Genomic DNA, 13,972 nt, shown 5'->3' with positions numbered 1-13,972 from the left:
GATAACCAAGGTGGCTATTGGATAAAGGAAGTCACCTTGGGTTTCACCACTACAAATATTTAAACTTACCTTTATAAATTTGTTCACTTGGATCTAACCCAAGATTACTGGATTGAGCAATTGTTTTAACAAAGGTGCTATTGATAAGCTGTCTAAAATTCCAGTAAATCTATTGGTAATTTTATACTGACTAAGGATTAGTAGTTTGCCACATTGGTTTGACATTGGTATCAATTTACCTGACAAGCGTTTGTCATTGCCAGACGTTATTGAGCACGCCGTTAGTAAAGACGTAACGGGAATCATCTTAATTGGAACAGATGTTCAGCAAAGCATAGAGGCTCACTCCATCGCTCAACAATTCCCGAAAACTCTGTTTTCCACCGCGGGAATACACCCCCACAACGCAAAAGATGCTCCGTCTGACTATATACAGCAGTTAAGCCAATTGGCGTCAAACAACAAGATTGTTGCAATCGGTGAATGTGGATTGGATTTCAATCGTAATTTCTCTCCCCCGGCAACACAATTACGCATTTTTGAACAGCAACTAGAGTTAGCTTGTGAGTTACAACTGCCAGTCTATTTGCATGAACGCGATGCTTTTACTGAACAACTTCGCTTGTTAAAAACTTATTCATCTAGATTAGTCGGCGGCGTGGTGCATTGTTTTACGGGAAGCATTGAACAAATGGAAGCCTATTTAGAATTAGGGTTTTATATTGGCATAACAGGTTGGGTGTGCGATCCCAAGCGCGGAGAATCGTTAAGAGAAGCGGTGTTAAGGTTACCGTCAGATAGAATGTTACTTGAAACTGATTCACCCTATTTATTTCCAAAAACGTTAAAAGCAAAATCACGTAATAATCAACCTGCAAATATCCCGCATATTGCCGAATTTATTGCGAATTTACGCAATCAGGAACTTCAGGACTTGCAGCAAAGCTGTTGGCAAAATACTATGGATTTATTTGCAATAGGCGCAAATTTTGAAAACGATTAAGAACCAAGTGAGGACGCACAAAACTTGGTATGTTGGATTGGTTATTCTACTGGGCTTAATCAGTATATTTGCGATTGCAAAGCTTGGCTCGGCCAGCGATTATTTATTAGAGATAAACAGAGGTACTCTTTACCTCGAAGACACCACAAACTCCCTTTCAATAAAGCAGTTACAAAACTTTCAGAACGCCCAATGGAACCAAGAAACATCTGAGGTTTTAGCCTATGGCATGAGCAAAAATCCTTATTGGTTTAAGTTTTTCTTGCCAAATAATTTAAGTAGTCATCCTACCTTATTAGAAGTTAATTATGTCATGCTCGACAAAGTGGATGTTTGGTTTTTCAGTAATGGCAAGTTAATTTCCGAGTATCACGAAGGGGACAGTTATCCCTTTAAATCTCGCCAGATAGAAAGTGAAAAGTTACTCTTTCCCATTCCAGACTCTCAGAAAAGAGTTTCAGTGATTGTTAAAGTTGAAACTACCGGTACAGTAAAGCTGCCTTTGCGCGTGTGGGAGGAGAAACAGTATTTAATCTATTCCTCCGAGCAAAACCTGCTTTTAGGATTGTTTTTTGGTTTTATGGTGGCAATGGCCCTGAGCAATTTATTTTTCTACGTTTCCACCAGAAATCGCAGTTTTCTCAGTTATAGTTTGTATGTCATCTCTGTTGCATTAACCCTAGCCACCATGCATGGCGTAGGATTCAAATACATTTGGCCTGATTGGGTGTGGCTACAAGGTCGCAGCGTTGGTATTTTTGCCACCCTCACCATTTTGTTTGCGTGTGTATGTACCCGACAATTGCTGGATGTGTACAAACATAGTCAAAACCTAGACAAAGTACTGAAATATGCCGTTTGGTGGTTGACTCTCTCGTTGCTTGCCAGCCTGATTGTTCCTTATTACTACTATATCATGTACTTTCTTGTGGCCTTGTGCCTGTCATCCATTTTGGTTTTTATTGTGTCGTCATTATTGATGCTGCGTGGTCTTAAACTCGCCCGTTTATATTTGCTCGCGTGGTCGGTTTTAATTGTGGCAGGTTTTTTAGCTGGATTAGAAAGTGCGAATGTACTCGATATCAACATTCCAGCACAATATTTTGTTATGCTAGGCGCGGCGATTAAAACCTTTATGTTAGCGTTCGTCTTAGTTATCTCATATACCAATCAACGTGATGAGCAATATCAAAACCAAGAGCTTGCTTTACTCGAAGAGCAGATGGCAAGAAAAGCCCAAGAAGAGGCGCTAAAGTTAAAAGAAGAAGCACAAGAGAGTCTAGAATACAGTGTTCAAGAACGAACGCTTGAGCTAGAAATAGCATTGCGAGAATTATCTGAAACAAATAATGAATTAGAGCAGCAAACACGCACAGATAGCCTCACCGGAATTCGCAATCGTCAACATTTTGATAAAAAATTCCAAGCCGAAGCTCGACGTTGCCGACGTGAACGCTCAGATTTATCCTTAATCATGTTAGACATCGATCATTTTAAGAATATTAATGATACTTATGGTCACGTTGTTGGTGATGAAGTTATTAAAAAAGTCGCCAAAGTGCTAAAACAAAATCTAAAACGTACCACTGACGATGCTTGCCGGTACGGTGGTGAAGAATTCGCGCTTATTTTACCCAATACCGATTTTGATGGCGCTAAAGCCTTAGGGGAAAAGCTGAGAGAGTCTATCGAGAACACAGTCACTGAGGTGGATGATTTACAACTGAAAGTGACGATTAGTGCGGGTGTTGCTTCTACTATTGTAAATGGGGTAGATGATGAAAAAAGCCTGCTAGAAAGTGCCGACAAGGCCTTATACCAAGCCAAACGAGATGGTCGAAACAGGGTCAGAAGTATTCATTTACATCCCCGCGATATTGTTTAAGAGTTTAAAATTTAAAGAGGTACAGGTTTTTATGTTCGAACAAAAGTTTCCTGCTAATCGTATGAGAAGAATGCGCAGACATGGTTTTACCCGTGAGATGATGGCAGAAAATACCTTATCCGTGAAGGATCTCATCTACCCTATGTTTGTTGTCGATGGAACACAGCAACGTGTCCCAGTGCCTTCTATGCCTGGTGTTGAGCGTTTATCAATAGATTTACTGGTGGAAGAAGCCAAAGAACTAATCGAACTCGGTATTCCGGCCATAGCGATTTTCCCAGTTACACCGCTTGATATTAAGACAGAGTGTGCCAGTGAAGCATTCAACCCCCAAGGTTTAGCACAGCGAGCGGTAAGAGCACTCAAACAGAATACGCCAGATATTGCCGTGTTAACTGATGTGGCTCTTGATCCTTTTACGTCTCACGGGCAAGACGGTTTACTTGATGAGTCTGGGTATGTGTTAAATGATGAAACTTGTGAAGTACTAGTCAAACAAGCTTTATCCCACGCTGAAGCCGGTGCAGATATAGTGGCTCCTTCGGATATGATGGATGGGCGTATTGGTATTATTCGCCAGGCACTGGAACAGCATGGTTATATCAATACCTGTATCATGGCGTATTCAGCAAAATATGCGTCTAATTACTATGGTCCGTTTCGTGATGCTGTCGGCTCTGCTGGCAATATCAAAGGTGGAAATAAGCATAGTTACCAAATGGATCCGGCTAATTCCGATGAAGCACTTCACGAAATTGGACTTGATCTAAAAGAGGGCGCTGACATGGTTATGGTCAAGCCTGGCATGCCCTATCTAGATATCGTTAGACGCTGTAAAGATACCTTCCAGGTACCTACTTTCGCCTATCAAGTCAGTGGTGAATACGCCATGCATAAAGCTGCCTTTGATAAGGGTTGGTTAAATGAAGAAGCCGTGATTATGGAATCATTGCTGGCTTTTAAACGAGCCGGAGCCAATGGCATATTGACCTACTTTGCCAAGCAGGCTGCGCAGATACTGGCAAGGTAACTATTCGCTAAGCCACTCTACTACCAGCACCACTTTTCCTTAGTGGTGCTAATCCACCCTGGTCAATTTTAGCCTTTAATTTTTAAATCGCTTGTTTAACTATAATAAGAACTAAATGTGATGGGGTGCTGTGAAAAAAGTAACAGCCCTAAACGAATTTTAGCTATCCCTTTTAGTGAAATACCAGCTCAGTCCTTTCGTACCAGAGTAATCACTCAGTAAATGTGAAAAAGTTTCTAGATCCAGTGTACTTTTTGCAAATGAAACCTTATCCGGAATTCGTTTAAATGCTCCCACTTTCAATATTATTGTTAAAATTCAATTGGTTATAATTTTGTTTTAAGTTGGCATGTAAAGCGCATTACAAATATCGAACACAAACAAAAGGAGAATATTATGTTGAGCTGGGCACTAACATTTTTAGTTATCGCAATTATCGCAGCTGTATTTGGTTTTGGTGGAATTGCTGGAACTGCAGCTGGTATCGCTAAAATCATATTTTTTGTATTCGTAGTTTTACTTGTGATTTCCCTTATCGCGAATGCACTACGCGGTAAAGGTCCGAAAGTTTAGCGACCTTTATTAAAACCATGCAAATCAATTTATAAAAACATTAAATAAACGGAGAAACACATGACAAATTTTAAACTTACTCTTAAAGCACTATTCATTGCCGGTTCAGTATTTGCTATTGCAGCTTGTGAGCAAGGACCTGCAGAAGAGGCTGGTGAAAGTGTTGACGAAATGGTTACCGATGCAGGTAATGCTCTTGAAGATGCTTGTGAAGATGTAAAAGAAGGCGCAAATGCCGAAGATAAAGACTGTTAATTTTTAAAAGATTAACGGCTTATCAAGCAAACTGAAAGGGCTCTTAGAGCCCTTTTGTATTTTTAGATGAGGTGATTTATGGACATTAAATTAATTATTATCGCATTAGTTATTAGTGTAGGCTTTTTTGTAACATCCACAGGACTTTCTGGTGGCAGCCCGATTTACACCTTCTTAGCTTCTTTTGGCTTATTTATGATTATACTAGTCATTAGCATGCTACTGTTTGCCAAGAAAAATTCTAAAAAATAAATCGACTTATAAGCCTTCCTTGCTGTTTTAAGGAAAGGCTGACCTTCACCAATTCAGTGGAATTGGCTTTTAAAGGAGCTGTGAATGATCAACCTAGCCAGTCTAGATAAGCTTTTTGACTCCATAAAGACTAGTTTCTGGTTTGTTCCACTGTTAATGGTTGTGACCTCCATTTCTTCTGCTTGGTTAATGGTTTGGATTGATCACGCTCAAGCTTGGGGAAAACTCGATTGGTTACCTTTTTTATATGAAACAGAACAAAGCACGCTACTTTCTTTACTTAATACTATAGCCGCTTCAATGATCACGGTAACTAGCATCGCTTTTTCCATCACAATCGTGACCTTAACGTTAGCCTCCTCTCAATTCGGCCCCCGTTTAATTCGTAATTTTATGGATGACAGAGGAACTCAAGTCGTATTGGGCACCTTTATATCAATATTTTCCTACTGTGTAGTACTGATTTATTCCATGAGCCTGGACTCCAATCAGGGTATCAAAATGGGCTTAGCTATTATCTGGTGTCTTTTAGCTACCCTTTTTAGTGTGATAGTTCTTATCTATTTTATTCACCACGTTTCACGTTCAATTCAAGCAGATAATGTCATTAAAGAACTCTGCGACGAAATTAACCACGCCATCGAACCCTTATTATGCGATGAACTGAGCACTAATTTGAGTGCCGAAACAAGGCGAAATTTTTCTTATACTTTAACCATCTATGCTGAACAAAGCGGTTATTTGCAGCTTTTGAGTAATGATAAATTACTGGATATTGCCAGCGAACATGATCTCTTTATTGAATTTCATTGGCGTCCGGGACACCTAATAAATAAAGATGCAAAGCTGGCGACTTTGAATAGTTTAAAACCCATTGAGGACTCCCTAACTAAGGTAATTAATCAATGTTGTGTTATCGGCAGCAATCGAACACCGATTCAAGATCCAGAATACGCTATTCATCAAATGGTAGAAATTGCTGTGCGTGCCTTGTCTCCGGGGGTTAACGATCCTTATACGGCGATTACCTGCATAGATAAGTTATGTATGGTGCTTTGTAACATCGCACAGCAGGATTTACATTCAGGAAAATATTATGATCAACATGGTATTTTAAGATTGTCCCGCAATCCCTATGATTTTGAAGGCTTAGCAAATTCTGCGTTTGATCAGATTCGACAATACTCTGTTAGCTCTGTGGCGGTAAGTATTCGTCTACTCGAAAGTTTATTCCGGATTGCATCGATAACTGATAAATCGGACATTTACTTAGTTATCCACCGACAATTACAGGCTATTGAACAAGGAAAACTACATGTTCAATACACTGATAAGGATACTGAGGATTTCATTCAAAGCGCGCTTAAAGTTAAAAACCAGCTTAAAACCAAACCTTTTCAATCATGACGTTTGAATAGCTAGCAGTTCGACTGTCATAAACGGTCACTAGACAGATTGGCTGACCCCGATATGCATCCATAACAGTATATTGACTGTCATCAGCTCCTGATTTCAGTCTCCAATCTTGCAACTTCAACCATCTCAATTTCCTTTGCCAATAAGCTTATTAACTATCATTGAAAGTTAACTTTGTCCGGGGACCCACCAGGTTTAACAGCTGTTAACGGTTAACTATTGTTATTTTTCATGCTGTAGAAATTACATTTCAGTATTTCGAATCTACATAGGATTAGTTGGGAATAGTAGGTTATAAATAAAATATTATAATAAAAACAGTGAGTTACGAGTTGGCATTGAATTGGCATTGTTAAATGTGTCTAAACAAAAAGGAGAGACTGATATGAAACGTACTACTTGTTCACTAATTATAGCCGCTGCTTTATCAACTGCTTCAATGAGTGCTAACGCAGAAAACGACTGGTCAGATAACGCAAAAGATGCATGGATTGATGGTAAAGCTGAAACCACTTTATTGTTTAATGGCAATCTAGATTCTTTCGATATTAATACAGACGTAAATGATGGCGTTATTGTTTTAACCGGCAAAGTCGATACCGAAGTAGATAAAGCATTAGCAGAAGAGTTGATGATATCCCTAGATGGCGTAGAAGACGTCGATAATCAACTAACCGTTATCACAGATAATGAAAACTCAGAAGACTCTGATACTGCGCAAATCATGCAGACACTAAAAGACTCTAAAGTCGAGTCAGTCGTCAAAACGCGATTACTCTTTGAGTCAGAAGTTAGCGGTACTGATATCGAAGTAGAAGTTGAAGACGGTATTGTGACGCTCACCGGAGAGTTAGATTCAAATGCTGAGCGTGAGTTAGCGGTTACCATCGCGGAAAATACTGATGATGTAAAAAATGTTGTTTCAAACCTTACTATTGGTAAATAACAGCAGCGAAACTTAATAATTTCATAATCAAAAAGCGCCTTTGGCGCTTTTTTTATGGAGCAATTAAGCGCTTTACATAAAACTCTTTGTAACGATGAAACGGAATCACTTTAAGGAGCTCCTCTAACGGGATCATTGCAAAAGCCCAAAATATTGAAACCTCAAAGTACAAAATCAACAGTGCGCATATTGGCAACGAAATCGCCCATTGAGTGATAAAGTGAATTTTAAGCACAAGATTGCTATTTCCCAGGGCACGAAGAATATTTCCGCTAACAGTATTATAAGCTCTGATAATTGGAAGAATGGCGTATAACGGCGCTATGACTATGAGCGCCTGGTGAACTTCAACTTCAATATCCGGATAAATAAATTGGATATTTTGACTAAGGATTAAAAATAGCAAAGCGATAAAAATTGAAATGACCATGCCTATTTTTATACATCTAGAAATGAAAGCGTTCAGTTCTTGTTTGCCTATTTGACCTAAAGCCTGACTGATACTGATTGCGGATGCTTGCGCCCATGCGTTTGGAAACTGTGTGCCAGCGCGTATCCAAGGAAAGATAAGGGTAATGGCGACAAATGCGAATAGATCCAACTGAGCAAATAATAATTGATAAACCGTAGCGCCGATAAAAAGGACAAAAAAGTTTGCGGCAATTGGGTATATCTCTGCAAATTGAGGGCGAATTTCGCTGAACAAAGGTCTATTCGCAGGATAGGTAATATCCACTTTATTATTGAATTTAAGCGCTAAAAACAGAAATCCTGCTCTTAAAAATACGGATACTAAACTCCCCCAGGCTGCCCCTTCTAGACCCATTCCTCCATAACTTGCGACGCCATTTATTAGGAAGTAACTTAAAAGGGCGTTGATAGGTAACTCGATCAAAAACCCTTTAAGAGGAACCTTTGTATTGCCTATACCATTACAAAATGCAGTACAGACTTGTGTATAGGCGGTGATTAAAACGATGTATTTTGTTATTGAAATATAGGATTCGGTTAGTTTGGCCAGTTCGGGATTATCAGTAATACTCCCAACTAATTGTGAACTAAAAAAAGTAAGAACCAGCATAAAAACCAATGCGGTGGATAGATTGATAATGAGTCCTGACCAATATGCAATAGCTAGTTCGGCTTGGCTCTTAGAGCCAAATGCTCGACCAACAAGAAGTTGAATACCATTACCTATGGCGATTTCAATTCCCAGCACAAAGGCAACAATAGTCGTTGCAATTCCCATTGCGGCGACCGGCAGTTCACCTAAAGGTGCAACTAATAAAGTATCGATCATCAGCATGGATTGGACCAACAAGGCATTAAAAGCCAGTGGCCACGCAAGTGCCATATTTTTTTTAATATGAGAATTGGAGTTTATCAATGGGTTATCTTTTTCAAAACGCGTCAAATCCCTAAGGTTGATACAGGTAAAGGGTATGTACACTATCAATCAAATTATTTTAGATGAGGTTCAGGGGTGCACGAAGTCGTATTATCCCACAGCGCTTGCAATATGTAACTAAGGAAGGGAATGACTGATTTACCTGTTTAATCTTAAATTGAAAGCAATTTTCTTCGATTATTGACTATCATCAGTATCTGTAGCCACCTAGAAAAATGAAATTGGTGTAAAGTTTAAATATTAGTTAGCGAAAAATCGCTCAAAGTTTATACTGTTGTTAGAAAAGGGAGGGAATCTTGATGTCGACAACAAAAAAACAAGCGGTAGTGTTAGTGCATGGTATTGGCGAACAGCGGCCAATGGAAACGGTGAGAGAATTCGTAAAGTCAGTTTGGGTGAAAGATACCAATTTAGAAAATACTCGATTTTGGAATAAGCCCAGTGAAGTATCTGGTTCGTTCGAACATCGCCGGCTGACCACTGATTACGCGACTATCAAAAATAACCCCGACAAAGGCACTACATCGCGAGTGGACTTTTTTGAATATTACTGGGCCCATCATACGGTTGGAACCACACTCGAACATCTTCGCGGGTGGGTGTTTTCCGTATTAAGTCGCAAACCAAGTGATTATCCTTCTGCATTGAAACCAATGATCTATTTATTGTGGGCCTTAATCATTACCATAGGTGTTATTTTAATCACCATCAATTTTTTCGAGCCTGCAGATGCTGAGCAAGGAGGGACAAGTCTGCATAAAATTTACGAGAACTATATTAGCCCCGTTTTACTCTTTATCTTGGGCATCGCCGTGGCTAAAATCGTCAGCTATTTAGGTGATGTAGCCAGATACATTACCGCTACACCATCGAATATTAAAGTCAGGAAAGAGATTAGAGATGGTGGCGTTAAATTACTGGAAAGTATTGCTAAAACTGGAAAGTACGATCGCATTGTACTGGTTGGTCATAGCTTAGGGTCAATTATTGCTTACGATGTTTTAACCCAATATTGGGCACGTAAGAACAAATTCAAAAATGCTGCTGGTGAATCCTTACCACTGTCCGGTGATGCATTAGAGTTGATTCATGCGATGGAAGATATAGACCATCTACCTAGAGGGGAGGAATACCGTAAACTACAACGTCAACTATTCAAGCAGTTAAAACTCGACACTGAAGCGCACAGTGAAAATGGCGAAACCTCCCAGTGGCTAGTATCTGATTTGGTCACTATTGGCAGTCCATTGACCTATGCAGATTTTCTACTGTTTGAGAATAAGATGGATTTCGTGGATAGAAAGTTAGACCGAGAATACCCAACATCGCCTCCAGTGAAAGAGAACGAACACTATTATTATCAAACAGCCGATAATAAATTTTTGCATCATGGCGCCGTCTTTAGTTTAGTACGATGGACCAATATCTACTCTAAACCCTTTAATATTTTCTATGGTGATTTAATTTCTGGTCCTGTGAGTAGAGCTTTTGCTAACCCGCAAATTTCAAAAGACTTAGTGTCTGAAGAACAACCAGACTCGCCGATTTTAGATATTGATGTAGAAGCCGCGTATCCTAAAAGATATCCCCGTTTATTCACCCACACTAACTACTGGCGTTGGCACGACAACTTCGACCGAGAAGGCGCCCCAGATCACATTTTAAAATTGCGTGAAAGCTTAGGGCTGGTGGATTGGTAAGATTGGTACCAACTCAGTTTTTAACTGCTTCCATGTCTGTATTGAAGTAGTGAATTGCATTGCGGCCTTGAGTTTTAGCGGTATACATAGCTTGATCAGCATTTCTGAAAAGGGCGTCAACACTCTGTGCATCTTTAGGAAACAAGGCAATTCCGATACTGGCGGTACAAAAAACTTCTTGTCCTTTGAGCTGGTATGGTTGAGCTAGAGTTTCTGATAGTTTTTTAGCAACCTGTTCAACATCTTTAGGTAATGAAGTGCCGATAAACACCACAATAAATTCATCTCCACCTAAGCGAGCGGCAATGTCATTATTTCGAATACAGCTTGTTATACGTTTGGCACACTCAATCAGTACTGTGTCTCCGGCTTCATGACCTAAGGTATCGTTTACGTTTTTAAAGTTATCTAGATCTAACATAGCGATAGCAAGTTGTTTGTTATCCCGTTTGGCATTGGCGATAGACGAAGCTAAATGTTCGTGCAATAAATTACGATTGGGTAAATTGGTTAAGCTGTCATAGTGGGCTTGTTGCCATATGATTTGATCCGTTTTTTGCCGCTCTATTGCGATACGAGCAAGATTCACAAATTGCTCAATGAGCTTAAAGTCTGAATTTTTTAGGGAGGTAGCTTTGCGGTAATATATGCACAAAGTACCAAGTAGATTTCCTTGATTACCTATGATTGGTTCGGACCAGCAGGAGGCTAACCCCGCTTTTATTGCCAATTTTGCCCACTTATTGGCTTGTGATGATACATCAGACACCATCACTCGTTTACCTGTATAAGCCGCTTCACTGCAAGGCCCCATTCCAAGGCCTATTGGTGAACCATCTATGCCGTCATTATAAAAAGCGGGGAGCTTTGGCCCTGCTCCCAATATTAACGTTTTGCCTTTTTCATCGATTAATAAAATGCCACACATTGCTTCTGGGATCTCGTTCTCAATACCTTGGGTGATGGCAGGCAATACTTTAGACAGGTTATTCGATTTGACGATCAACTCTAAGATAGTATTGTTCAGTTGGTTAATTTTGTCCTTTGCTAGTAATTGTCGGTTTTTGTTCTGCATAAAAACCGAGAATATTAACGAAAAAGCATTGGTTACGATAAACGCAGCGATAATGCGAGGTAAGGTAAAACTGTCAAATTGTTCATATGTAAGCAGGCAAATTATACTGATTAACAGGAGGTTGAATAAGCATGCAACTAGGGTCGGTAATAAATAAAAGCTTGCAATGATGATGGGGAAAACCCAGTAAATTAACCCAACGCCTTTGAAATGAATGCCTAATATGATGGTGACTTGCGCAACTATGGCAAACAGTCCGCTAAATAATTTAATTTTACTGGTAAACCACACCCCAAGAAATATTATGAAAATTCCACTAACCGCAACAAGGTCCACCAAAATGTGCGCCTCATCGTCACTTTGCAAACTCAAAATAAAAAATGGAAATAAGATTAATGTTGCGGATCCGGTAATAGCTAAAAGAATTATATCTTCTAGTGAGCGTTCTTTCATTTTAACCGTCATGGGGAAGTCAATCCTATTCATGAGTTAGTATTCTCAATTCCCTTCATCTATGGCTCACTGCCTATGAAGTGTTAACAGCATAGAGAATCTTAAAGGTGAAGTACAAATATCTGTCTATTATCCGTTTAAAATTGATAAATCGATATTGAATATTAGTCTAAATCAAAGACGATCCAATAGGAATCTTGGTTTGGTTAACGACGTTACGGGTTTGATTCAAGGAGCTAGAGTGTTTATTTCCTATGTGAATCGCCTCAAGGATGAACATCCGGGTATTTAGGGTTTTATGCTGTATGTATTAAAACTGTTTTTGGAACATTTTTCACGAAGTTTGGAGAGAAAGGCGAATCCAGCTAATTCTCATTAGCTGGAAATCTTTAAGCTATAGTAATATTTCCTAATTATCCCTACTCCATTGGAACGGGTAATGAATCAAATATCAGTCCGGTTCTAGATTAGAATTGCTTGTGGATTGAGAATTCGCTTCTGCGTCGCTATTAGCGTTATGACTTTGCTTGTTACTACGTTCACTGCTTAACATGGTATTTAATTTTTCACCGCCTTTGGCACCAAAATCGAGTGTTCTGATTGGGAAAGGGATCAAAATATCTGCGTCTTCTAACGCTTTTTTAATTTTTACTACGGCTTCGTGCCTTGCCTGCATAAACCCTTTCTGGCCAGGATATTTAATCCAGAACCATACCAATAAATCCACACTGCTAGCGCCAAAACCTTCAGCAAAAACAGCAGTGTCTTCCTTATTGATCACGAAATCACATTGATTAATCACCTCTACTAGCTTTTCAGCGGCTTGTTCAGGATCGTCCCCATAAGAGATTCCGACAGGGACCTCAATCCGCCGCCGACCGGTGGATGAATAGTTGGTTAGAATATTTCTAAAAAGGATTTTGTTCGGTATGACTTCAATCTGGCCAAAGAAGGTTTCTACTAAGGTATTTCGCAGGTTGATAGTCTGTACCGTGCCAAACACTTTGTCTGCCTCTATTACATCACCAATCTGAAAAGGTTTTCGGATACCCATGGCAATCCCTGCGATGAGATTTTCAGCCATATCTTGGAAAGCAAAACCTAGGGCCAAGCCGACAATTCCCGCACCCGCTAGTAAAGAGGTTACCGTGCCAGTCAATCCAAGGAAATCTAAGGCTATAAATAACCCTGCTACAAGCACTAAAGTTTTTATAATCGACGCCAACAAGTCAGCAATTTGCTTTGATTCTAGGGTTCTTCGTAATACATTCCGAACGCCTCTGCCCACAAATTTAGCGATAATACCGAACAAGATGGCAAGGAGAATGGCGACAACAAAATTAGGTAAATGTTTGACGCCCGATTCCAACCAGCCTTCTAATTTGTCGTGAATTAAGTTCCAAAATTTGTCTATTTCAATGAGTTCCATGTTGAATACCTGCATCTTTACTACGCTTCTTTATCTGAGATTGTCGAAGTGAGTTCTGTCAATTTTTGATAAGTGACAACAATTTGAGCGACTAAGTTGGCAATTGCAGCTTTGACTTCAAGTTCGCTGGTGGCATTAACCGCATCATTTAATTGGCCCAGGTGTTGCTCTTCAACTTCAATTAAATGATGTACAAGATCTGGTGGGCTTAGAGTGATCTGTTTACTTAATATATTTTGATAATAATCTTCTATGGAAGTGGAGGTCATAGTTTCCTGCTCAGGTAAGTTGTAGTGATCTTTACCAATTTCAACCAGCGCAGGGATCTGATTGAAATAACTCTTTGCCATATCAAAGCACACTTGTTTGACGGCATAATGCTTGATACTTTGCCCTATGAGGTTATAAAAATCGCCTCCTAACCGACACATTTGGATGACCGCTTTGAGAAGTGCTCGATTTGCTTCTCGTTGTTCCCCGTTGCCATTGTTAGTCTCTGACATTTCCAACTCCTTAAAGCGCTTATATAGGTTATTAGGTGCTTGGG

The 13,972-nt window shown here is 39.6% G+C and carries 13 protein-coding genes; 9 read left to right on the top strand and 4 right to left on the bottom strand.

Annotated features, from left to right (window positions below; translation table 11 throughout):
• Positions 1-205 precede the first annotated feature (205 nt).
• The 8 genes from Q4574_RS03465 to Q4574_RS03430 all read left to right on the top strand — a co-directional run bounded on the left by Q4574_RS03465 (position 206) and on the right by Q4574_RS03430 (position 7,360).
• A complete protein-coding gene (locus Q4574_RS03465; RefSeq protein ID WP_303471535.1) occupies positions 206-1,003 on the top strand; it encodes a TatD family hydrolase in 798 nt (265 codons plus the stop codon).
• Positions 990-2,888, top strand: coding sequence for a diguanylate cyclase (locus Q4574_RS03460; protein WP_303471533.1), 1,899 nt, complete (start codon positions 990-992; stop codon positions 2,886-2,888). Before Q4574_RS03465 ends, Q4574_RS03460 begins: the two co-directional genes overlap by 14 nt.
• Before the next feature lie 31 nt (positions 2,889-2,919).
• A complete protein-coding gene (gene hemB, locus Q4574_RS03455; RefSeq protein ID WP_303471531.1) occupies positions 2,920-3,918 on the top strand; it encodes a porphobilinogen synthase in 999 nt (332 codons plus the stop codon).
• Positions 3,919-4,314: 396 nt separating this feature from the next.
• The gene (locus Q4574_RS03450) at positions 4,315-4,491 is read left to right on the top strand and encodes a DUF1328 domain-containing protein (protein ID WP_303471529.1); all 177 of its coding nucleotides are present in this window, start codon (positions 4,315-4,317) and stop codon (positions 4,489-4,491) included.
• 60 nt (positions 4,492-4,551) lie between these two features.
• Complete coding sequence (locus Q4574_RS03445) at positions 4,552-4,746, top strand: hypothetical protein (protein WP_303471527.1); 195 nt, start codon at positions 4,552-4,554, stop codon at positions 4,744-4,746.
• Between the two features lie 78 nt (positions 4,747-4,824).
• On the top strand, positions 4,825-4,998 hold the full coding sequence (locus Q4574_RS03440) for a hypothetical protein (RefSeq protein WP_303471524.1): 174 nt from the start codon (positions 4,825-4,827) through the stop codon (positions 4,996-4,998).
• Positions 4,999-5,082: 84 nt separating this feature from the next.
• Complete coding sequence (locus Q4574_RS03435) at positions 5,083-6,405, top strand: DUF2254 domain-containing protein (protein WP_303471521.1); 1,323 nt, start codon at positions 5,083-5,085, stop codon at positions 6,403-6,405.
• A gap of 394 nt (positions 6,406-6,799) precedes the next feature.
• Positions 6,800-7,360 (top strand): BON domain-containing protein, encoded by a 561-nt coding sequence (locus Q4574_RS03430; protein ID WP_303471518.1) that lies wholly within the window; start codon positions 6,800-6,802, stop codon positions 7,358-7,360.
• Between the two features lie 52 nt (positions 7,361-7,412).
• Here Q4574_RS03430 and Q4574_RS03425 read toward each other — a convergent pair whose 3' ends face one another.
• Positions 7,413-8,714, bottom strand: coding sequence for an MATE family efflux transporter (locus Q4574_RS03425; RefSeq protein WP_303471517.1), 1,302 nt, complete (start codon positions 8,712-8,714; stop codon positions 7,413-7,415).
• A 353-nt stretch (positions 8,715-9,067) separates the two neighbouring features.
• Between Q4574_RS03425 and Q4574_RS03420 the strand changes: the two genes are divergently transcribed.
• Positions 9,068-10,468 carry a hypothetical protein gene (locus Q4574_RS03420; protein WP_303471515.1) on the top strand — a complete coding sequence of 467 codons (1,401 nt, stop codon included), beginning with the start codon at positions 9,068-9,070 and terminating at the stop codon, positions 10,466-10,468.
• 13 nt (positions 10,469-10,481) lie between these two features.
• Here Q4574_RS03420 and Q4574_RS03415 read toward each other — a convergent pair whose 3' ends face one another.
• The 3 genes from Q4574_RS03415 to Q4574_RS03405 form a co-directional block, all read right to left on the bottom strand.
• Positions 10,482-12,029: a sensor domain-containing diguanylate cyclase gene (locus Q4574_RS03415; RefSeq protein WP_303471512.1), complete on the bottom strand. Its 1,548-nt coding sequence runs from the start codon at positions 12,027-12,029 to the stop codon at positions 10,482-10,484.
• 418 nt (positions 12,030-12,447) lie between these two features.
• Positions 12,448-13,425, bottom strand: a complete 978-nt coding sequence (locus Q4574_RS03410) for a mechanosensitive ion channel family protein (RefSeq protein ID WP_303471510.1) — start codon at positions 13,423-13,425, stop codon at positions 12,448-12,450.
• A 20-nt stretch (positions 13,426-13,445) separates the two neighbouring features.
• Positions 13,446-13,928, bottom strand: coding sequence for a hypothetical protein (locus tag Q4574_RS03405; protein WP_303471508.1), 483 nt, complete (start codon positions 13,926-13,928; stop codon positions 13,446-13,448).
• Positions 13,929-13,972: the final 44 nt, after the last annotated feature.

The organism is Aliiglaciecola sp. 3_MG-2023 (assembly GCF_030548205.1).
Lineage (GTDB): Bacteria > Pseudomonadota > Gammaproteobacteria > Enterobacterales > Alteromonadaceae > Aliiglaciecola.
Note: the sequence above shows the minus strand (reverse complement) of the source record. Positions and strands in the feature narration are given on the sequence as shown.